Raw genomic sequence first — 20,596 nt, 5'->3', positions numbered from 1 at the left:
ATTGAAACAAAGTCGTGGATGCAAGACCACGTGATTTAAGTAGTGGAATGTATAAGTTTCTTAACCTGGACTTTTCAGCTTAATCAGGATGATGGGTTTCATCATCAATATCATGGGCAAGGGTGGCCTTAGGCATCATTAAGCCTTCAGTTTCATTGGTTTCATGCAGCCATTCCCGCCAGATCGCCAGTAATACCGCCAGTATGACCGGACCGACAAACAATCCCACCATGCCGAAGCTGGCCAGCCCACCCAGCACGCCAAACATAATCAGCAAGAACGGAATCTGGGTAGCCCCTGAAATCACCAGTGGACGGATCACGTTATCTGCGGTACTGACAACACATACGCCCCATACCATTACCCCGATCGCTTCAATGGTGTGTCCCTGAGAAAATAACCATAGCGAAACAGAGGTATAGGCAACCGGAGGTCCAAAAGGAATCAGTGCCAGCAGGAAGGTAATAATGGTCAGCACCATCGGGTTAGGCACATCGGCTACAAAATAGCTGATGCCTGCCAGAACCGATTGGGCAATGGCAGTCAGTCCTACACCGTAAACTACGGCACGTGTGGTTTCTGAAATCGTGTCCAGGTAATGGTGGATACGCGGACCAATCACCATTTCCAGAGCTTTGCTGACCTGATGTAAAATGGTGTGACCATCACGGTAGAAGAAAAATAACGACAGCACAGCAAAGCAGAGCTTGATCATGTTCTTGCTGACTTCGTTCAGTACCGCTTTTCCGTAATTTAAATGACCTTGAATCCAGATCGAGACGGACTGGATAATGCTGTTCGGGTCCTGATTAATCTCTCTTAAGGTACGTGAAATTTCTTTGCCAATAAAAGGTAACTGCCGGATAAAGTCAGGAACGTTCAGGTGACCGGAAAAGACCTGTTTTTGTAATTCGTAATACAGGTTTCGGCCTTCATGTTGCAACATGAAGATCGCAAAAATAATCGGTAAACCCAGGACTAAAACGACAGAAAGAATCATTACTGTGGCGCTCAGCGTAGGACGCTGTCCACACATGCGCAATACCGACTGGTACAGCGGCCAGGTGACATAGGCAATAATTGCCGCCCAAACCACAGGTACAATAAAATATTTGAGCACATGAAAACTCAAATACATCAGGACAAAAAACAGTCCAAATAATAAAACCTTTTGTAATGTGGGCGCGTAATGTTGCACTGAATTCACTGACTACTTCCTAAGTTCGGAGATCATCTTAACCGAAAAAAAAGCTCCCGAAAACGAGAGCTGGGTAAGTTGTGATGAATATTTATTGAACATTTCCATGCCAAAGCTTGGACTGCGCCATTCAATGCAATTAAAACCAGGCACTGGGATCATCAATAATGGCATTTAACAGCGGTTGCCATTGCGCTTGCATGGACAAATAGTTTTTTTGCGTTTTATCAAAAACACTCAGTCCATGCATGGCAAGCTGGGCATAGGCCGCCCGTTCGGAAATCCAGGCCACCGGCTGCTGTTCAATTTTTTGGAAGAAATCCTGAATATCTTTGGAGCTGGCACTGTTTGCTTTCATCCGGTTGGCCAACAGTAAAATTTGCACCTTGCCTTTGCGGATACGCTTAATGTCTTTTAAATGCTTCAGAAAACGGCGGGTACTTTCTATATCAAAGAAAGAAGGCTGCAATGGCGTAATAATGGCATGGGCTTCACTGATCAGCTGTTCGGCATGTTCGCCAGACAGGGCTCCAGGTGCATCCACAATCAGATATTCGATATTTTTAGGCACCTCACCAATCGATTTTTCCTGACGCCAGTCCAGGCTTTGAATGGGAGCTGCATTTTCCGGACGCTGTTTCAGCCACTGCAAGGCCGATTTCTGGTTATCTGCATCGGCAAGTGCAACTTTATATCCCTTTTGTGCCAAAGCGCTAGCAAGACTAATTGCGGTAACAGTTTTCCCGCATCCCCCTTTTTGATTGGCAATTAAGATAGTTTTCATGACCCTAACGATTTTATTCTGCTCAGTCCTAGCATATCATTGTTTGATGTGATGAAGATGACTCATGACAAAAGTCTAAAGATATAAGTAGCGGTAATTTTTGCAATTAAGGAAAAAGAATGTCCATTTGGATGGCAATGCTGATTGGTGCGTGTATTGGCGTGGTGCTCACCACCATGATTTTAAGCAACACCCGTAATGGACGCGTCAAGGCAGAGTATGAGCAGTACATTGCGGAATTGGAACTGGAGCATCAGCAGGCTTTGGCCCATGCGCAAAAACGCAGCGTCAATACCAGTCGTGCAGTGCTAAAAGGCAAGATGGCAGAGCAGTTGGCGCCGATTATGCCTCAGTTTCAGTATTTACCTAGTGATGCCAAATTTCTGGGCGATCCGGTGGATTATGTGGTTTTCGATGGCTATACCGACCTGCGGGATGGTGAAGGAAGTCCCGAAGATATCGAGGTGGTACTGATTGACATTAAAAGTGGCGGTGCACGCCTGACCAAGGGGCAACAGGCGATTGCCCAGGCCGTTCGGGAAGGGCGGGTACGTTTTGAAACGGTGCGCATCGACTTTGATGATTAACACCGTGATGATGACGGCACGAGTTTGAATTCAACATCATTAGTGATCTTTGATAAGTCAAACAATATTCAATTTGAAAAACTTGCAGTCATTGAAAATGATTGATGAAAGAAGCCTATTGTTTTTGAGCGCGTGCAAACAACATACGCTGGGCAATGCTTGGAATGCCAGCCGCCTCCAGATAATGTTTTTCTGTAAAGCTGAAATGTGCATCCAGCAAGGCCTGTTCAATATTGCGGTTCAGATGGCAGCCATCGGCAAGGCGTTTTTGAACGGGCGTCAGCAGGTTTTGCAGATGTTGCAGTGCCGGGCGGTCAGACAGTACATGTTCGACCAGATGCAAGGTTCCGCCAGGCTTGAGCACGCGATGCAATTCTGCCAAGGCCTGATCCAGATGTTCAATACTGCAAAGTGTCCAGGTACTGACGATATTATCGATACTATTGTCGGCAAAAGGCAGCTTTTCTGCACTGGCCTGAACGTGCTGCACATGAATGGCACTTTCGTGCACACGTTTAATCGCCAGCTGATAAATATCGGCATTCGGTTCCAGTGCGTAGAGCGTATCGACATTTTGATAAAAAGGCAGATTCACCCCGGTACCAAAGCCAATTTCCAGCACTTCGCCTGCAATGGGGAGTAGCAGTTCGCGACGCTGATCCATGAGGCTGGGTGTTTGCATTACCTGATTAAGCAAATGCGGAAAAATGTGTTGCTGGTAAAATTTATAAATCATTGTCACTTAATTTTTCTTACTTTATATCATTTTAGTTTAACCAATCTTCTGTTCAGGGAATAAGACAAAAAGTGACTGAACATATCTATATTGTTACCAAGTCCATATAGTTATTTAAGGTGACTGACTTAAAATTAATTTAGAAATCAATAAATTTGTTAGGGGCATAAAGATGATCAGGTCAATATTATTCAGTACTTTATTTGCAGTGAGCATGTTGCAAGTGAGTGCCAGTGCCTCTGTTGACTATAATATTGCCAAAGGTCTGGCTCCGGTATCTAAACAACAGTCCATCAGAACGCTGCAAGCCTTTAAAGGGGATTTCCGTATTTTAGGCTCGAAAACCTATACCAGTGATGAACAGGCCAAGTTTTCGCCGATTGACTATGCGGTAAGTTGGGGGCTGTTTGCCGAACCTGAAATTGCGCGTCATATTTCGGTCAACCAATATGACCGTTATTTAAACTGGAAGATTGACCGCTTACCCGTTCCTGCCGAGCAGGCCATGCAGATGGTGTCGAATATGCACATCATTCCTGCCAACCCTCAAATTGCCAAACAGATTAAACATGTCAAACGTGGTGATTTGGTACGTCTGAAAGGCGAGCTGGTAGAAATTAAAGACAAAAATCTGGTCTGGACTTCATCTTTAACCCCAACCGATACGGGTGATGGCGCGTGTGAACTGTTCCGTGTCAGTTCAATTGAATGGATTGAACGGGTTAAAGGATAATTCGTTTCCCTAAGAAGAGGGTTAAGAGTAAGTTGATGAAAGCTTTAGGGTTATGTTTTGCCGCAATAATGGGATTGGGCATGCTGGGGTGTAGTAGCTTGAGTCCAACGGTTGATGGCAAAACTCATGTCTATTCCTTAAAGCAGCAATGTCCAGCTTTGCTGGAAATGAGTGTGGGGCAAACCCTGGAATTAACGTTGCCCGAGAATCCGACTACAGGTTATATCTGGCAAGTGGCCGAGCCGCAGAACATCTTAAAAGTCGAAGAAATTTATCGGCAAGATCAAGTGGAAAGCCAGTCGCCGATGGTGGGTAGGGGTGGACAAAGACAGTTTATATTTACTGCACTGCAACCCGGTGAAGAATGGATTCACGTGAAACATGGTCGATCATGGGAACAGAATCCGGTTGATGAGTGGCGTTGTCGGGTCAGAATTTCCTAATTTAATTTTTTTTAGATTACTTTTATGAAAAGGGATATTTATTGATTTTCTAAATCTCTCCCGACCTCCCTTTTTCTAAGGGAGGAGTAAAAGGCCCGCTTGATTAAAGCCGGCCTTTTATATTCTAAAATATATATAAATAACTTATTTCGCTGTTAATGCCTGACCATCAAACTGAATGCCATCCCAGCCATTTTGCATAAACTGGCGAATGTTCTGGTGGTCTGTGGCTTCAGGGGTCGCTAATACCGCTGCATAATGTTCAGCAAATAAACTGAGCGTTTGTGGCTGATCTAGACCATTAAGTTGGGCAAAAGAAAATACTTTGGCACTGCCTTGGTTTTCGGTTGCAGCATTGGCCTGTTTGCCGTTTTGAAATGCTGTCGGGGTATGCTGATAACGGGCATCAATATATGCAATCACGTCTGCAAATTTGATTTCACCTGCCTGAAGCTGTGCCAATAAATCCTGAGCCATAATTTCCTCAATTCATAGAAAACAGTTTAAAAACATCGCGACTATAACAATTTTTAGAGCAGCATTTCATTACTATTTCAGTTCATTTGTAGGGTATAGTGGACCCAGAATTTACACAGTCCTGATCTTTGATTTGATAAAAATGGAACGGATATGAATTGGCTATTGGTGGCTTTAGGGGGAGCGGTGGGCGCAAGTTTGCGCTATGGGGCAGGGATATTGCTATTTAAACCCACGAGCGGATTTCCATGGACGACATGGTGGATCAATATTTGTGGCTGTCTGCTTGCCGGTATTTTCTTTGCCTATAGCCAGAAATTTCCTGTTTTGCAAAATGAAGCACGCCTGTTTCTGATGGTCGGTATTTTGGGCGGCTTTACCACTTTTTCCAGTTTTGGTTTAGAAACTTTTCAACTGCTCAAGCATGGACAGATTGCACTGGCTTTAGGCTATGCCATTTCCAGCGTGATTACAGGAATTATTGTGTTGGCGCTCGGTTTTTACCTGTTTCAGGGTTTATTGCAGAGTCGATAACAGCTCAAAATTTTTGTCATATCAGAAAAAAAGAAGCCCAAGCTGGAGGAGATGGCTTGGGCTTTTCAAGTCTTAAGATTAACCTTGAAATCTTAAAACAGTATGAAGTTAATGTGAGCGTTTGAAACGTGCGAAACGTTTATTAAAGCTTGCTACACGGCCTTCATTGCTGGTTTGACGTTGTTCACCGGTATAAAAAGGATGCGAGGCACTGGAAATATCCAGAGTCACATAAGGATAAGTCTGACCTTCATATTCACGGGTCTGAGTCGGTTTTAACGTGCTGCCAATAACAAAATAGACATCTGCATTGGTATCGTGGAACAGTACCTGTTGATAGTCGGGGTGGATATCTGGACGCATACATTTCTCCATCGTATATTTTAAATTTAAAGAAATGTTATAACATAACAATTATCGAGTCAAATAAAACCCGGGCACTATGGGTGAACCGGGTGGGTGTGGCTTGATCAGACTCGAGGAGGCACCAGCTCCTCAAATAAATCATTCAGGTTATCATTCACTTTTAAATGAATTAAATTCCAGTAATGTCCGGAAACCGTGCGGTTAACCATTAAGGTATCCGGTGAAGGCTTAAACACATCCCAATATTTTAATGACGGTTTCAGCAGTTCGACGCCATCATGATGGGCAGAGTTTTCGGCAAAATCGTAATGGGTGATCAGCGGACGCATCAACACTTCCAGCCACTGGCGATATAGATCTTCAGGAAACTTGCCTTGCGTGGTGATGGAATGCAGGTCATCCAGCTTCTGTTCCATTTCGGTAATATTGCCTTCACGGGCGGCATTAATCAGGGTCTTGAAATTCGAGACAATTTCAGTAGACAGGGTTTTGACACCGCCATAGTCGTAAATAATCACCGTCCCATCTTCACGAAAGGCAAAGTTGCCCGGATGCGGGTCACAGTGGAAACGTTTCAGATAGAAAATTTCCTGACCAATGGCACGGAGTAGGCGGCGACCCAGTTCATTACGGGTATCTTGAGACCAGGTACTGGCCGTTTCGATGCTTTCGCCCTGTTCCAGGCTTAAAGTCAGAATATGACGCGAAGAATAGTCGCTATAGACTTGAGGAATAATAATTTTATTGTCTAATGTTTGATGAAATGTACGTGCGACTTCTAAGTTTTGCGCCTCAATCTCATAGTTCAGCTCATTATCCAGACTGTCCTGAATTTCCTTAAACAGCTGATCTTGCAACTTGCGGTCAATTTTCAGTACACCCATTAAGCGCAAGGCCAGACGCACCTGTTTCAGGTCACTTTCACAGGCTTCATCCACGCCCGGATATTGCACTTTGACCACGACCTGCTGACCGTTCGGCAAGATGGCTTTATGCACCTGCCCAATAGACGCAGCAGCAAAAGGCTGTTCATCAAAACTTTTAAAGATTTTCAGGAGCGGTTTACCCAGTTCTTTTTCAACTTGCGCTTTAATTTCAGCAAAAGGCATGGCTGGGGCTTGGCGCTGTAACTTGCTAATGGCACGGGCCACTTCTGGTGGGAAGATGTCTTTGTATTGTGAAGCAATTTGCCCTACTTTCATCACCGCACCTTTCATTTCGCCCAGGGTGTCCGCAATCTGAATGCCGATATCCTGAAAAAGTTTAGTGCGCGAAGCATTTTTTTGTTCTTCATCGGCATTAAAGTTTTTAATCGAGTTTGATACGGTTTTAGTTGCAATACTCGCCGTCATACTGGCAAGTTTCATAAAGCGACGACCGGGGGTCCTAGCCGTTTTTGCCATGCGATATTCCTCAGCATCATCATAGATGGTTTTTAATGATCATAGGCGTTAAACAGGATATTGCCTACTTGAAATTGTTAAAAGCTGCACTTTTACAGTGAGATTATCAAAAAACAGAACGTTTTTGAGTGGCTAAATAACTGAAATATTGTGGATTATTTTTCTATTTATGCTGTATTGATCTCATCCCTTTTCCCATGAAAAGGGATGGGTCTATGTAATTTTTAAGGCATTTTCAGGCGATGGTTGATTTTGTATAAACGGGTTAATAACAAGATACAGGCTACACTTAAACCGACAATCAAGCCGACCCAGACACCCGCTGCCTGCATTTGGGTAAAACGCGCTAGATAAATCCCGACCGGGAAGGCAATGACCCAATAGGCAATCATGGTGATCCACATCGGACCTTTGGTGTCCTGCATGCCTCGCAGGCAACCTGCCGCACTGACTTGCCAGGCATCCATCAGCTGATAGGCCATGGCAAACAGCAGCAGATATAGCGCGACCTGAGTGACCTCGTAATCTGAGGTGTAAATTGACACAATTTCTGGCCGGAAAAACCAGATCAGTGCCATGGTAGCGAAGGCAAAAACAGTGCCGGTGGCCAGACCCAGATATTGCACTTTATGCATTGCCTGCCAGTTTTTTTCCCCATAATAGGTGCCCACACGAATGGTCAGCGCAATGGCCAGTGACATTGGAATCATAAATAATTGTGAGGTCACGGACATGGCAATCTGATGCGCGGCCACCAAGGTTTCGCCCAAGGGGCTGAGCACAATCGCAGCCGTGCTGAACAGGCTCACTTCAAAAAAGATGGCCAGGCCAATCGGGAAACCGAGTCTTAAAATACGCTTGATCCAGTCCGGATTGATTTTTTCAAATGTGGCAAAGGGCTGTGTTTTTTTATAGGCCGAAGCTTTTAATACATAGGTTGCGAGTGCAATAAACATCAGCCATTGCAAAATCGCCGTGGCAAAACCACAACCGGCTGAACCTAACTCCGGAATTGGTCCCCAGCCATGCATAAAAATAAAGTTAAGCGGAACCAGAACCATTAATGCAATCAGGCTAATCGCCGTCACGGGACGTGGATGCCCCAGCGCTTCCGAATAGCCACGCAGCGCTGCATACATGGTCACAGCGGGCATACCTAGACCAATAGCATGCAGGAACAAACTGGCTTTGGGCAGCAAGACTTCTGGTACGCCTAAAACAGGCAATAAAAATGGCATGATCTGTAAAATCAGTGCAGCGATGATGCCCAGAATCAGCGCGATCCACAGCGATTGCCGTGCAATACTGGCAATTTTTTCCGGCGTACGTGCGCCGTTGGCTTCTGCAACCAAAGGAGTGGTGGCAATCATGATGCCGCTAAACAGCAGCATGACTGGAATCCATAAGCCTACCCCGACAGCAATCGCGGCAAGATCTACCGGAGAAAGATGTCCGGCCATAATGGTATCAATCAGTCCCAAACCGGCCTGGGAAAATTGAGTGACCAGAATCGGAATCATCAAATGAAAGAGCTGTTTTAATTCATAACGGGTCGTTGTAATCGACGAGACATTTGACACAAAAATTACTCATCATGTGCTTAGAATAATGAGGGGTTAGCGTTGTAAAGTGAGAAGCACACCAATAAAAATCACTACGCCACCTAACAGACGTTGCCAGTTCACCGGTGTTTTTTCTGTGCCCAGTAAACCAAAATGATCCAGAATCATTGAAGTGACCAGTTGACCAAAAATAATCAAACCGGACAGAGTGAGAAAACCAAGTTTGGGCGCAGCATAAATACTGAGGCTAATGGCATATACCCCAAGAAATCCACCCAACCATAAATACCATGGCAGTTGCACAAACGTGGCAAAACCCGGTTTTCCTACCGGCTGAAAAAACACCAATATGGCCAGCAGTATTGTACCAACCAGAAAAGATAAAAGGGCGGCTTGTAAAGGTGAATTTAAATATTCTCTCAACTGGCTGTTGATAGCCGTTTGAAAAGTAAGCGCGATACCAATCCCCAGGGTCATGGGAATGAATAACAATAACTGAGCAGATATTTTCATCATTCTAACAATTTAATTCTTCAATAGTTTTTCCTAGTGTACTGATATTCCTTGTGAGATTTTATCAGTGTCCTGATGCAGTCATGTTAATATATTTATCTTCCTGTCTTATATATTTTGAGCTTGTTCCTTGGCCGAATTAAATCCTGCACTGGTTCCTTTATCTTTATACATTCATATGCCGTGGTGTGTGCGTAAGTGTCCGTACTGTGACTTTAACTCGCATGCCGTACCGGATGGAAAACTGTCCTTGGATCTGGAACAGCAATATTTACAGGCTTTGGTCGAAGACTTTAAAACCCAGGTCGACTTTGCCCAGGGGCGTCAGATTCATAGCGTGTTTATTGGTGGAGGCACGCCGTCACTGATTTCTGCAAAGGGTTATCAATGGCTATTTAGCCAGTTAAAAAGCTTAATTCCTTTTGAAGATGGCTGTGAAATTACTCTGGAAGCCAATCCGGGAACAGTGGAGCATGACCCCTTTGCAGGTTATTTGGCAGCAGGAATCAACCGTCTTTCCATTGGTGTGCAGAGTTTTAATAGCGATCAGCTGAAAAAATTAGGGCGTATTCACAGCAATGATGATGCGATTAATGCCATTCATTTGGCCCGTGAAGCAGGCTTTGAACGTATCAATGTCGACTTGATGCATGGCTTGCCAGAACAAACGCTAGAACAGGCGTTGCTTGATTTAAAACTGGCTGTGGAAAATGGTGCCACGCATGTGTCGTGGTATCAATTGACCATTGAACCGAATACAGTATTTTTCCGTACCCAGCCGGTTTTACCCGTTGAGGATGTGCTGGAAGATATTCAGGAACAGGGTGAAGCCTACCTAAAGGCCAATGGTTTTGTGAACTATGAAGTTTCAGCCTGGCGTAAGGAAAAACCCTCTGCGCATAATTTAAATTACTGGCAGTTTGGCGATTATCTGGCGATTGGGGCAGGGGCGCATGGCAAAGTGACTCGACCCGATGGTGTGTACCGTTTCCAGAAAACCCGCTTGCCCAAGGATTATCTGGCCAAAGTACCGGCTGAGCATTTGCAGTTTAAACGCATAGAAGATGAAGACATGCCGTTTGAATTTATGATGAATGCGCTACGGTTAAATCAGGGTGTTGATGCCAAACTGTATGCCGAGCGTACAGGTTTGAATTTAGAAAATTTGCATGAGCTTTTAACTTCATTACGTTCACGTAAGTTAATGGTTACTGATCCGCAGCGTCTTGCATGTACCACGCAGGGGCATGGTTTTTTAAATTCGGTACTGGAAGAATTTCTGTGACTTGCAATTAATCCCTCAGTTGATGTTCGGATGCAATACAGAAGCCGGAGATATGGGCGATTAAATTTCCATTCAACTGCATAGAAGGTAGAGTGAAGTTTTCAGTTTTCTATGCAGCTTTGTCTGAATGCTAAAAACAAAAAAAGCACTATCAAAGTGCTTTTTTATCGATGTTACTTATTATAAAGCAACAATATTCACAGCATTCGGGCCTTTTTGACCTTGCGCAATACTGAATGATACATGCTGACCTTCAAACAATGTTTTAAAGCCAGAATTTGCAATTTCACTGAAATGAGCAAACACATCTGGACCAGATTCTTGTTGAATGAAACCGAAACCTTTAGTTTCGTTAAACCATTTTACTGTACCGTTAACTGTATTAGACATAATATAACCTATCGAATTTTAATAATTTTTAGCCATCTTAAATGACTGATAATAACTTTGAAAATAATAATGAATTGAGCTTAAGATCTGAAAAAAACGAAGGATTATGACTAAAACTGCGATACTTAAAGAAGATTTACTAAACAAGATTTTTTCTAGTTGAGTTAATCATACATGAAATAAATAAATATTCAAGTTTTTTATATGTATTATAATTTTTTCTTATAAAAATGAGCGTTAAATAAGCCAGATATTAAATAAATTAAATTTATTCAATTACTTATTTTTAAAACCAAGATGCTTGTTTTTCTATTGATTGCTGGTTTTGGCTCAGCATTGTTTCCTGTTCTGCAGTAAGTTATGCCAATAGGCAAGTGAAAAGAAACGTTTGCTACATATTGTGCAACCATATCCACATCTCAAAAGCGATTTAAACAGGGGCGATTTTCTGTAGGCGAAGGGTAATTAACTGAATGGGGGCAGAAAAGATATATTTACCTTCGTTGAACTGCGGGCATACGGCTACTTGCCCGCCGATGAAACAATATTTAAATCGAAGAGCCGAGGAGAATACTCAGGGAGGAAATAAACACCGGCATCAAGTTTACTCGATAGGGAAAACGCTTAGCTTTGTACGCTCTGACGTACATTGATTTAGGGATTTTGCGGATTGGAACAGCCGTTCTTTTTTCTTTAGATCAAGTCATACAGGAACAGGATATTCCGGAACAGAAAACAACAATAATACGTTCAAACACCAGGGCTGTGAGGCAAGACAGGAGTCATGCTTAATCAACCCATACGAAAACCCCGGCATCCTGCCGGGGTTTTTCTTTGCCATTGCGTCATGCTCATTAGCTGTGCTGATGAGCACTATCCCATTTTTGGGACTGGCTACCGCAATATGCATACAATCAGTAAATCCTCCGCAATGGCATTATTTGATATAAGTGCTTTTATGGAATATGGCTTGAAAATAAAAGAGCACCGAAGTGCTCTTTTATTTTGACTTAAACTTTACAGCTTAGTAGTCAAAGCTAAAGTGTTCAGGTGCCAGTGAAGTCATGGTTTTTGACGGATTGACCATTGCTTCGGCATGACCTTGGGTACGTGGCAGCAGGCGTTCAAAGTAGAAATCTGCTGTTTTGATTTTTGCTTTGTAGAATTCAGGCACTTCCTGACCTTCACCAGCAGCCAGTTTTGCAGAAGCTACAGCGGCTTGTTGCGCCCAGAAATAAGCCATCATTACATAGCCAGAGAACATCAAGAAATCGACAGATGCAGATGACACGATGTCGCGGTCTTTACGTGCCGCCAGCATAATACGAACGGTGAGAGCATTCCATTGTGCGCAAAGCTTGGTCAAGTCCCAAGCAAAACGGCGCATGTATTTGTTACGCGCATGCTGACCACAGAATTTCAGGATTTCAGCCGTGTAATCGCGAATCACTTTACCTCTAGAGGTTAACAGGACTTTACGGCCAATCAGGTCAAGTGCCTGTACACCGGTAGTCCCTTCGTACAGGGTAGAGATACGTGAGTCACGAACAATCTGTTCCATGCCCCATTCTTTGATGTAGCCATGACCGCCGTAGACTTGCATACCGTGGTTGGCAGCTTCAAAACCCAATTCAGTCAAAAAACCTTTCAGGATAGGGGTGTAGAAACCCAGGTGATCATCATGTGCTTCATATGCTGCAGTATCACCCTGTATTAAGGCATCAGCCATTTTGTCGGCAATTTGTGCGGCGTAATAAATCATTGCACGACCGCCTTCAGCAATCGCTTTTTGAGTGAGTAGCATACGACGAACGTCAGCATGGTGAATGATCGCATCAGCCACTTTTTCAGGGTCTTTCTTACCTGAAAGGGCACGCATGGACATACGCTCCTTGGCATAAGGAAGTGCGCCCTGGAATGACAGTTCAGCATGGGCAATGCCCTGGATCGCGGTACCGATACGCGCAGTGTTCATGAAAGTGAACATGGCATGCAAGCCTTTGTGTGGCTCGCCAATCAGGTAACCCGTTGCATTGTCAAAGTTTAATACTGCGGTTGCAGAAGCGCGAATCCCCATTTTATGTTCGATTGAACCACAGCTGACAGGGTTGCGCTCACCCACTGTACCATCTGCATTGACCAGGAATTTGGGCACAATGAATAGCGAAATACCTTTGGTCCCGGCAGGCGCATCTGGAAGGCGGGCAAGCACGATATGAACGATGTTTTCTGTTAAATCGTGTTCACCGGCAGAGATAAAGATTTTCGTGCCCGAAATGGCATAGGTACCATCTGCCTTGGGTTCCGCCTTGGTTTTGACCTGGCCTAAGTCCGTACCACATTGTGGTTCGGTAAGACACATCGTACCTGACCATTCTCCTGTCACCAGGTTAGGCATATAGGTGTTTTTTTGTGCTTCAGTACCAAACTGAAGAATGGTGTTCATACAGCCGACACTTAAACCCGGATACATCTGGAAGGCCCAGTTTGCAGTACCCATCATTTCTGATTTGATCAGGTTTAAAGATTGCGGCAGATTTTGACCGCCAAATTCTTCAGGGAAAGACAAACCTTGCCAGCCGCCTTGCACGAACTGGTCATAGGCTTCTTTAAAGCCTTTTGGGGTTTTGACTTCACCATTTTCAAAGTGACAGCCTTCTTCATCACCCGATTGGTTGAGTGGAGAAAGTACGTTTTCACAGAAATCTGCCGCACCTTCAAGAATCATGTCTACAGTGTCAGCATCCGCTGCTTCACCATTTGAAAGCGTTTTGTAGTGTGCTGGGTAATCAAGCACTTCGTTCATTAAAAAACGAATATCATGCAAAGGGGCTTTATATGCTGGCATAGTCTTAATCCTAATTTAGAAATAGTTCTGGATTATCTGTATCGATACCTTGATTATTCACATTTATCATCAAAAAACATTGATAAGGATAGCGATTAAAAATGTCAGAAATGCGAATTATAAAATATGCTCGACCCAATAGTATCAACATCCTATTATGTTATATTGGGTTGTAATTCTGTAGCTTAGAACAGAATAAAGTATAATGAATATAAGGCGTTTACATGTGAAGGCACAACTAAAATATTTAACTTTTTGTCTTTGTAGTTTCAGTTTCGCAGGCTGTTCACAGCATGTCATAAAGACTAATCCGAATCAGGTGGCAACTGTAGAGCAAAGAGCGATTCATGGTCTAAATGCGATGTTTGAAACATCCAGTTATGATTTTCGGGGCAAGCTCAGTGTACAGTCTAGTCCGGACATAGGACGTCAAAAAGCACAGCAACAAGTCAATCCGGCGATAGCATTTGAACCGGCATTGAAAAAACGTTTAGATCAACATTTAAAAGCGCAAAATATCCGTTTAAACAGCACTGAAAAACAAAACCTGTATGCCGCTATGGCGAAACAGCAGCAAGGGCATGCGGACAGTTTTGCTTCAGAGGACAAGCTGAGTTCATTCAATATTTTTGCATTGAATTTACTCAATAATACGCAATTTGAATATGATGGTTCTGTGCATTATCGAGAAAAGACCGCTGCTTTAAACTTGGCAGCCCGTTATGAAAAGCCGACCTTGCTGGTGCAAATGAAAGTACCGATGGTGGTCGATTTTAAAGAATATAAATTTTATACCAATTATTTTTCTTTGATGCCGTATTTGGTGAATAAAGACAGTCAAAACAGCTTTGCCTATATTGATTTCTCGAAATATAAAGCTGATTTTGAACGGGTAAATGTAGCGAAGTTGGCTGATTATTTAAAAGCGGTAAATGCCTTGCCATATATTTTGGCTGATGCTAGACAAATCAAAAGCCTGCCACTGAGCGTTGCAGAGAAGAACGGTCAGTTGATTGAAAAAATACGTTTTAGCAGCACCTTGGAAGAACTGATGTTGCAAATGGCCCTGTTTGAACAGGTGAATGAGCCGTATTTAAAGCGCTCCGTGCTGGGCTATACCACAGCTACTAAAGTGAGCGATGCCGGGAGTGAAAAGCAGGAGGGAGAGGCTGTAACCCAGGCTGTAGAAGATACTGCTTCACCTGTGCAAGCAGGTAAAGCTGATGCTGTGGCTCAAGACGGCACAGCCTACAGTGCAACACTTGCTTTGCGTGAACTGGTCAGCGACAAACTTTATGGTTCAGCCGATTCACTGGTAGACGAAGAGGATGTAGCGCTAGAAACAGAAACGGATGATGAAAGCCCGACAGAACAAGACACTGCTGATGAAACTATTACTCTTACAGTAGACGACTGCCAGCGTATAATTGCTACGCCAAAAACAGCCCAAGTCGGTGATTTAACCTACTGCGTTTCTGCCTATGAATTAGATGCTTTTAAGCGTGTTGAACCGGTACAGATCACGGCTTCGGTTGAAGCGAAGGACCGTTCGGTACACGAAAAATTAGCCTTGGTCTTTGCACCGTATGTTTCTGAACAGTTTATAGATGCAGCGCATTTTGCTGAGCTGTGGGCAACGCACCAGCCTGAAATTCGTCAGGTTCTGGCGGCAAGTTCGCCAGCTAAAAAGACCCCGATACAAATAGATGTCGGTTTAGATGCTCAGGGACGTGCGGCACAGGTCGATTATGCTTTGCAATTCCTTACTGAAAAGTACGGTAAAATTGATGTACAGGCCGATATGCGTGTATTTAATTATGGGCAAGCCAGCAAAATTGACCGTGCTGCATTGCGCGATGCCAAGTCGATTCAAGAGGTGAGCAAAGGTTCAATTTTAGAAAAATGGGTGAAAGATGTAGGGCGAACTCTGGAGCAGCCAGCTGCTGTGATCGAAGGAACTAAAGCCGAAGCACCCGCCTTAAGCTATGAGGATGAGTTGAATCTGTTGGCCGATAAAACCTATCAGCAAGCCCAGTCGTTCAGTCAAACCTACCAAACCTTATTTTTGCTCGATATGGCTGCAGAGCAAAGTGAGTGGGTGAAAAACCTTAGTCCGCAAACCTTGCAAGAAATGGCAGAGGTGTATGCCTACTGGTTTAGCGATGAACAGTATTATGATCCTAAAGGCAAAGAACTTGAGCGCATTAAGGCCTTACAGAAAAAGCATCATCTTGAGGGTGACAGCCAATTCAACCGGGCTATAGGCAGCCATGTTAATACCTTGACTGAGCGTGCTGTAGGCGAAGGTAAGGTCGCTGCAGCTTGGCACCAAGCCGCGAAGCAGTATAAGCAGCCACAGCATATTTTTGCCCAGCAGTACCTGAAAGCATACCGGGAGGAATATCCGGACAATGCCGCCGACTCGCGTGTGCTCAAAGAAACTGCGCAGATTTTGGGGCAAAGCTATATCGACAGCAAGCATGGAAAATTAAGTCAGAAAACGATTAAAGACCTGACCCTTCAACATGCTGAAGTTATTAATTATGAAATATATATGGAAGTGTATGAAAATATGCAGAAATATGTAAAATAAACAGGAAGATGGTTCAAAAGAACCTCAGATCATCCTGAGGTTTTTTTGATGGATGTTAGTTAAAGAAAGTCTTTTAATTCAGGTTTAATGCCGTTCCAAATCGAAAAAGATTCAATCGCCTGTCCAACCAGCATGCCATAACCTTCCGAGGTCGGAACACCGCGGGCTTTGGCTTGATCTAAAAAGCTGGATGGCTTGCCATAGGCCATTTCATAGGCATGCTTAAACTGTAAAGCTTTAGGTAAAACCAGGGCATCGCCGGTTAAACTTGCCGAAGTTGCATTAATGACAATGTCAAAATGACCAGTCAGATCATTTAACGAAATGGCTTCAAGGGTGGCTTGCGGCACAGCAGGTTTTAAGTCGGCAACCAGTTGTTCTGCGCGGGTTAAAGTCCGGTTAGCGATGACAATTTTTTTCGCACCCGCCTGTACCAAAGGGTAGATGACACCACGGGTTGCACCCCCTGCACCAATAATTAACAGCTCGCTATTGTCGAGTTTCCAATCTAGGGCCTTGATGGCATCGACCAGACCCTGCCCATCAGTATTGTCGCCATACAGCTTGCCATCCTGCATCCATAGGGTATTGACTGCCTTGGCAATTTTGGCACGTTCAGTTAATACGGCACAGGCTGCAAAAGCTTGCTCTTTGAAGGGCACGGTCACGTTCATGCCTATTCCACCCTGAGCAAAAAACTCCTGGATATTGGCTGCAAAGCCATCCAGTGGAGCAAGGCGTTTGCTATAGCTCAGGTCAATGCCAGTTTTTTCGGCAAAAGCATGATGCAGTTCTGGAGAACGTGATTGTTCGATTGGATTGCCAATCACGGCAAATTGTTTGCTCATTTCACAAGGTCCGTGTGCGGAAATGGCATTCAATATACGTGATTTTTCCCGCAGGCTAAAGCCACTACGGAAAGGAAAAATGACAAAGAAGAAAGAAGAGGGGAAATCGTTAAAGCGGTAAAGTTAAATCCTGTTAAGGATTACAAATTTCGCGAATGGTATCTTCCAGCCACATGGCTGCAGTAAAAAATAGGGCAAAACCTGCAAATACGGTAAAGCTAATCGACACGCTGTCTGCAAGGGTGTTATGTGAAAGCAAGGTAATGGTGATAGAACACACGATCAGGGTTAAAATACACCAAAATAAAATCACCTTATTATTTAACATTGTGTTGAGCATCGTTTCTCCTTCAAGCATACTTTTTTGTATTTATCCATGCTGATTAAATCAGTATAGGTCATGAATATCATGATCCAGTCTAAACGATTTTTGTGACACACTCGTGTCTAGTGCTGTAAGGAAATATGTCGGTTTTTCTTGCATTAATAGCCTGGTTAATTATCTTAATTAAATTAAAATATTGATTTTAATTATTTAAATATTTTAAGTGTCGATTTTTTCAAAAGTTATTTCAGTGAAAAATCCCTTTTTCTGTAGTGAAAAAGGGATAAAAACTTTATTATTTTTTAAGTTCGGTCAACCAGTCATGCGGTTTGAGATAATAGTCGGTTAAGCATTTTTCAGGCGAATTTTCCTCCCATTCTGGACGATACGACCAGGCTGCCAATGGGGGCATACTGACCAAAATCGATTCAATTCGACCACCGGTTTGCAGACCAAACAAAGTCCCCCGGTCATAGACCAGGTTATATTCGACATAACGGCCACGACGGTAAAGCTGGAAATCGCGCTGTGCTTCGCTATACGGTTTATCCTGATTGCGTTGAAAGATGGGAACAATCGCTTCCAGATAACCATTGCCGACGGCTTGAATGTATTGAAAGCAGGTTTCAAAATCCCACTGATTTAAATCATCAAAAAATAAGCCGCCAATACCACGCTGTTCGTCGCGATGTTTTAAATAGAAATAATCATCACACCATTTTTTGTGTTCCGCATACACCGTATCACCAAATGGTGCACATAGCTCATGCGCAGTTTGATGCCACGCCAAGACATCTTCATTATTTGGATAAAATGGTGTTAAGTCGAAACCGCCACCAAACCACCACACTGGATCCTGACCTTCTTTTTCGGCCACAAACAGGCGCACGTTGGCATGTGAAGTTGGCACATTGGGATTCTTCGGATGAATCACTAAAGACACACCCATAGCCTGGGCTTTAGCACCGGCAATTTGGGGATGGCGTTCTGTGGCAGAAGCGGGGAGTTTAGCAATGTTGATGTGAGAGAACATGACTCCGCCTTTTTCAATGACGCTGCCCTTTTGCAAGACCCGTGAACGGCCGCCACCGCCTTCAGGGCGCTGCCAGTCATCAATTTCGAATTGAGCTGTGCCGCCTCCTTGTTGTTCTTGTTGTTCAAGTGCCGAGCAAATACGGCTTTGCAGATCAAGCAGGAATTCGCGAACGCGTTGAATATCGGCAGATGTAGGATGCTGCATCAAAGCCCTCATAGCGGAAAAGAAAACTGAGATACATCAAAGCATAAATTGTATAAAAGAGTAAGGATTTTTATGCAGCATGTTTTTTATTGAAATAGATACCATCCATTTTATTGAGACTTTGATTCAAAGTGATCGCTGAAAAATATCCCGACTAGATCACTAGGTTGAATTCTATAAGCAAGCCCAGCAAAATGAGTTGAATATGTGATGCAAAATATGGGTTCGGTTATAAGTATAACCGGCTGTTGCAGTAGAGAGTGGATAGCAACGATGACGCGTTCTTTAATTCAAAAATATAATGTACCCGGACCCCGTTATACCAGTTATCCAACGGTGCCGTATTGGGAAGCCGAGCCATTTTCGCTTGATCTGTGGAAGCAGAGCTTAAAACGTTCATTTGATGAATCCAACTCAAGTGAAGGCATCAGTCTGTATATCCATCTGCCATTTTGTGAAAGCCTGTGTACTTTCTGCGGCTGCCATAAAAAAGTGACCAAAAAGCATGAGATGGAACAGCCTTATATTCAGGCTGTGCTGAAAGAATGGGACTTGTATTGCCAGTTGCTGGTAACAAAGCAGAAAATTAAAGAAATTCATTTGGGCGGCGGCACACCGACCTTCTTTTCGGTTGAGCATTTACAACAGTTAATTCAGGGCATCTTGGCAAAGGCAGAGGTGGCTGCCGAGCATGAATTCAGTTTTGAAGGGCATCCTAACAATACCACCCGTGAACATCTGCAAGCCTTATATGATCTGGGCTTTCGTCGGGTCAGTTACGGAGTTCAGGACTACAATGAAACGGTGCAAAAAGCCATCCACCGGATGCAGCCTTTTGAACATGTACAGCGTGTAACGGAGTGGGCACGTGAAATTGGTTATACGTCCATTTCACATGATCTGGTTTTTGGTCTACCTTTTCAGAGTTTGCAAGATGTGCTGAATACCATTGATCAAACCAATCGGTTAAGGCCGGACCGTTTGGCGTTTTATAGCTATGCCCATGTGCCCTGGATTAAGGGCAATGGTCAGCGTGGCTTTAAAGATGCTGATGTACCGAAAGATGAAATAAAACGCCAGTGCTATGAAGAAGGAAAAAATAAGCTACTGGCGCAAGGTTATCATGAAATTGGTATGGATCATTTTGCTCTAGAAAAAGACAGTATGTGCCAGTCCTTTAAACAGGGGACTTTACATCGTAATTTTATGGGCTATACCGCATCCAAAACCCAAGTGATGATTGGCTTGGGGATTTCTTCGATTAGCGACAGCTGGTACAGCTTTGCGCAAAATGAAAAAAAACTGGAAGACTACTATGCACGTCTGGAGCAAAATGAAATTCCGGTGGTCAAAGGCCATGTGCTGAGTACAGAAGACCTGATGATCCGTAAACATATCTTGAACTTGATGTGTACTTTTACTACATCTTGGGCATCAAAAGAGATGCAATTTCCTGAATTGCCCGAGGTTTTGCGGCAACTTGCAGAAATGCAGCAGGATCAGTTGTTACAGATTGATGAGCAGGGCATTACTGTGACTGAGCAAGGCAAGCCTTTTGTGCGTAATATCTGTATGGCCTTTGATTTACGCCTAAAACGCCGCGTTCCGGAGAATCGAATTTTTTCGATGACGATTTAAATCCCTACAAACTTCCCTTTTAAAAAAGACAACTCCCTCCTTTAGCAAAGGAGGGTTGGGGTGGATTTGTATAAAGTCGGGGAGATTTATAAA

20 protein-coding genes are annotated in these 20,596 nt (G+C 43.7%); 7 read left to right on the top strand and 13 right to left on the bottom strand.

The window, feature by feature from the left end; translation table 11 throughout:
• Positions 1 to 79: 79 nt before the first annotated feature.
• Positions 80 to 1,207 carry an AI-2E family transporter gene (locus tag FTU91_RS01585; RefSeq protein ID WP_300046833.1) on the bottom strand — a complete coding sequence of 376 codons (1,128 nt, stop codon included), beginning with the start codon at positions 1,205 to 1,207 and terminating at the stop codon, positions 80 to 82.
• Positions 1,208 to 1,337: 130 nt separating this feature from the next.
• Positions 1,338 to 1,982, bottom strand: a complete 645-nt coding sequence (locus FTU91_RS01580) for a ParA family protein (RefSeq protein WP_180080558.1) — start codon at positions 1,980 to 1,982, stop codon at positions 1,338 to 1,340.
• Between the two features lie 119 nt (positions 1,983 to 2,101).
• Between FTU91_RS01580 and FTU91_RS01575 the strand changes: the two genes are divergently transcribed.
• Entirely contained in the window at positions 2,102 to 2,569 is a 468-nt protein-coding gene (locus tag FTU91_RS01575) for a Holliday junction resolvase-like protein (RefSeq protein ID WP_131273068.1), read from the top strand.
• 115 nt (positions 2,570 to 2,684) lie between these two features.
• On the opposite strand, the gene FTU91_RS01570 is transcribed toward FTU91_RS01575, so the two are convergent.
• A complete protein-coding gene (locus FTU91_RS01570) occupies positions 2,685 to 3,305 on the bottom strand; it encodes a class I SAM-dependent methyltransferase (RefSeq protein WP_180080617.1) in 621 nt (206 codons plus the stop codon).
• 172 nt (positions 3,306 to 3,477) lie between these two features.
• On the opposite strand from FTU91_RS01570, the gene FTU91_RS01565 reads away from it, so the two are divergent.
• Complete coding sequence (locus tag FTU91_RS01565) at positions 3,478 to 4,038, top strand: hypothetical protein (protein ID WP_180080555.1); 561 nt, start codon at positions 3,478 to 3,480, stop codon at positions 4,036 to 4,038.
• A gap of 35 nt (positions 4,039 to 4,073) precedes the next feature.
• Positions 4,074 to 4,481 (top strand): protease inhibitor I42 family protein, encoded by a 408-nt coding sequence (locus tag FTU91_RS01560; RefSeq protein ID WP_180080552.1) that lies wholly within the window; start codon positions 4,074 to 4,076, stop codon positions 4,479 to 4,481.
• A gap of 144 nt (positions 4,482 to 4,625) precedes the next feature.
• On the opposite strand, the gene FTU91_RS01555 is transcribed toward FTU91_RS01560, so the two are convergent.
• The gene (locus FTU91_RS01555) at positions 4,626 to 4,958 is read right to left on the bottom strand and encodes a HopJ type III effector protein (RefSeq protein WP_180080549.1); all 333 of its coding nucleotides are present in this window, start codon (positions 4,956 to 4,958) and stop codon (positions 4,626 to 4,628) included.
• A 153-nt stretch (positions 4,959 to 5,111) separates the two neighbouring features.
• Between FTU91_RS01555 and crcB the strand changes: the two genes are divergently transcribed.
• The gene (crcB, locus tag FTU91_RS01550) at positions 5,112 to 5,492 is read left to right on the top strand and encodes a fluoride efflux transporter CrcB (protein WP_180080545.1); all 381 of its coding nucleotides are present in this window, start codon (positions 5,112 to 5,114) and stop codon (positions 5,490 to 5,492) included.
• Positions 5,493 to 5,600: 108 nt separating this feature from the next.
• Here the strand turns inward: crcB and FTU91_RS01545 are convergent, their stop codons facing one another.
• The 4 genes from FTU91_RS01545 to FTU91_RS01530 form a co-directional block, all read right to left on the bottom strand.
• Entirely contained in the window at positions 5,601 to 5,855 is a 255-nt protein-coding gene (locus tag FTU91_RS01545; RefSeq protein ID WP_166168663.1) for a type B 50S ribosomal protein L31, read from the bottom strand.
• A gap of 107 nt (positions 5,856 to 5,962) precedes the next feature.
• The gene (locus tag FTU91_RS01540; protein WP_180080542.1) at positions 5,963 to 7,261 is read right to left on the bottom strand and encodes an AarF/ABC1/UbiB kinase family protein; all 1,299 of its coding nucleotides are present in this window, start codon (positions 7,259 to 7,261) and stop codon (positions 5,963 to 5,965) included.
• A 224-nt stretch (positions 7,262 to 7,485) separates the two neighbouring features.
• On the bottom strand, positions 7,486 to 8,841 hold the full coding sequence (locus FTU91_RS01535; protein ID WP_320159616.1) for an MATE family efflux transporter: 1,356 nt from the start codon (positions 8,839 to 8,841) through the stop codon (positions 7,486 to 7,488).
• A 36-nt stretch (positions 8,842 to 8,877) separates the two neighbouring features.
• A complete protein-coding gene (locus tag FTU91_RS01530) occupies positions 8,878 to 9,339 on the bottom strand; it encodes a DMT family transporter (RefSeq protein ID WP_180080539.1) in 462 nt (153 codons plus the stop codon).
• Positions 9,340 to 9,466: 127 nt separating this feature from the next.
• On the opposite strand from FTU91_RS01530, the gene hemW reads away from it, so the two are divergent.
• Complete coding sequence (gene hemW / locus FTU91_RS01525; protein WP_180080536.1) at positions 9,467 to 10,621, top strand: radical SAM family heme chaperone HemW; 1,155 nt, start codon at positions 9,467 to 9,469, stop codon at positions 10,619 to 10,621.
• A gap of 180 nt (positions 10,622 to 10,801) precedes the next feature.
• Here hemW and FTU91_RS01520 read toward each other — a convergent pair whose 3' ends face one another.
• Both FTU91_RS01520 and FTU91_RS01515 read right to left on the bottom strand, forming a co-directional pair.
• Positions 10,802 to 11,011: a cold-shock protein gene (locus tag FTU91_RS01520; RefSeq protein ID WP_086195804.1), complete on the bottom strand. Its 210-nt coding sequence runs from the start codon at positions 11,009 to 11,011 to the stop codon at positions 10,802 to 10,804.
• A 1,024-nt stretch (positions 11,012 to 12,035) separates the two neighbouring features.
• Entirely contained in the window at positions 12,036 to 13,859 is a 1,824-nt protein-coding gene (locus tag FTU91_RS01515; RefSeq protein ID WP_180080523.1) for an acyl-CoA dehydrogenase C-terminal domain-containing protein, read from the bottom strand.
• A 226-nt stretch (positions 13,860 to 14,085) separates the two neighbouring features.
• Here FTU91_RS01515 and FTU91_RS01510 point away from each other — a divergent pair, with 226 nt between their 5' ends.
• Positions 14,086 to 16,452, top strand: coding sequence for a hypothetical protein (locus tag FTU91_RS01510; protein ID WP_180080520.1), 2,367 nt, complete (start codon positions 14,086 to 14,088; stop codon positions 16,450 to 16,452).
• 59 nt (positions 16,453 to 16,511) lie between these two features.
• On the opposite strand, the gene aroE is transcribed toward FTU91_RS01510, so the two are convergent.
• The 3 genes from aroE to hemF all read right to left on the bottom strand — a co-directional run bounded on the left by aroE (position 16,512) and on the right by hemF (position 18,865).
• A complete protein-coding gene (gene aroE, locus FTU91_RS01505; RefSeq protein ID WP_180080517.1) occupies positions 16,512 to 17,300 on the bottom strand; it encodes a shikimate dehydrogenase in 789 nt (262 codons plus the stop codon).
• A 133-nt stretch (positions 17,301 to 17,433) separates the two neighbouring features.
• The gene (locus FTU91_RS01500; protein ID WP_086195801.1) at positions 17,434 to 17,640 is read right to left on the bottom strand and encodes a hypothetical protein; all 207 of its coding nucleotides are present in this window, start codon (positions 17,638 to 17,640) and stop codon (positions 17,434 to 17,436) included.
• Between the two features lie 280 nt (positions 17,641 to 17,920).
• Positions 17,921 to 18,865, bottom strand: a complete 945-nt coding sequence (hemF, locus tag FTU91_RS01495) for an oxygen-dependent coproporphyrinogen oxidase (RefSeq protein ID WP_086195800.1) — start codon at positions 18,863 to 18,865, stop codon at positions 17,921 to 17,923.
• Between the two features lie 273 nt (positions 18,866 to 19,138).
• Between hemF and hemN the strand changes: the two genes are divergently transcribed.
• Complete coding sequence (gene hemN / locus FTU91_RS01490; RefSeq protein ID WP_180080513.1) at positions 19,139 to 20,503, top strand: oxygen-independent coproporphyrinogen III oxidase; 1,365 nt, start codon at positions 19,139 to 19,141, stop codon at positions 20,501 to 20,503.
• Positions 20,504 to 20,596: the final 93 nt, after the last annotated feature.

Source organism: Acinetobacter sp. YH12201, from assembly GCF_013418145.1.
Taxonomy (GTDB): domain Bacteria; phylum Pseudomonadota; class Gammaproteobacteria; order Pseudomonadales; family Moraxellaceae; genus Acinetobacter.
This window is presented reverse-complemented; position numbering and strand designations above follow the sequence as displayed.

Coding starts and splice junctions, on each gene's coding strand:
- FTU91_RS01580 (WP_180080558.1), bottom strand. CDS start 1,982: ATGAAAACTATCTTAATTGCCAATCAAAAAGGGGGATGCGGGAAAACT.
- FTU91_RS01575 (WP_131273068.1), top strand. CDS start 2,102: ATGTCCATTTGGATGGCAATGCTGATTGGTGCGTGTATTGGCGTGGTG.
- FTU91_RS01570 (WP_180080617.1), bottom strand. CDS start 3,305: ATGATTTATAAATTTTACCAGCAACACATTTTTCCGCATTTGCTTAAT.
- FTU91_RS01565 (WP_180080555.1), top strand. CDS start 3,478: ATGATCAGGTCAATATTATTCAGTACTTTATTTGCAGTGAGCATGTTG.
- FTU91_RS01560 (WP_180080552.1), top strand. CDS start 4,074: ATGAAAGCTTTAGGGTTATGTTTTGCCGCAATAATGGGATTGGGCATG.
- FTU91_RS01555 (WP_180080549.1), bottom strand. CDS start 4,958: ATGGCTCAGGATTTATTGGCACAGCTTCAGGCAGGTGAAATCAAATTT.
- crcB (WP_180080545.1), top strand. CDS start 5,112: ATGAATTGGCTATTGGTGGCTTTAGGGGGAGCGGTGGGCGCAAGTTTG.
- FTU91_RS01545 (WP_166168663.1), bottom strand. CDS start 5,855: ATGCGTCCAGATATCCACCCCGACTATCAACAGGTACTGTTCCACGAT.
- FTU91_RS01540 (WP_180080542.1), bottom strand. CDS start 7,261: ATGGCAAAAACGGCTAGGACCCCCGGTCGTCGCTTTATGAAACTTGCC.
- FTU91_RS01530 (WP_180080539.1), bottom strand. CDS start 9,339: ATGATGAAAATATCTGCTCAGTTATTGTTATTCATTCCCATGACCCTG.
- FTU91_RS01520 (WP_086195804.1), bottom strand. CDS start 11,011: ATGTCTAATACAGTTAACGGTACAGTAAAATGGTTTAACGAAACTAAA.
- FTU91_RS01515 (WP_180080523.1), bottom strand. CDS start 13,859: ATGCCAGCATATAAAGCCCCTTTGCATGATATTCGTTTTTTAATGAAC.
- aroE (WP_180080517.1), bottom strand. CDS start 17,300: ATGAGCAAACAATTTGCCGTGATTGGCAATCCAATCGAACAATCACGT.
- FTU91_RS01500 (WP_086195801.1), bottom strand. CDS start 17,640: ATGCTCAACACAATGTTAAATAATAAGGTGATTTTATTTTGGTGTATT.
- hemF (WP_086195800.1), bottom strand. CDS start 18,865: ATGCAGCATCCTACATCTGCCGATATTCAACGCGTTCGCGAATTCCTG.
- hemN (WP_180080513.1), top strand. CDS start 19,139: ATGACGCGTTCTTTAATTCAAAAATATAATGTACCCGGACCCCGTTAT.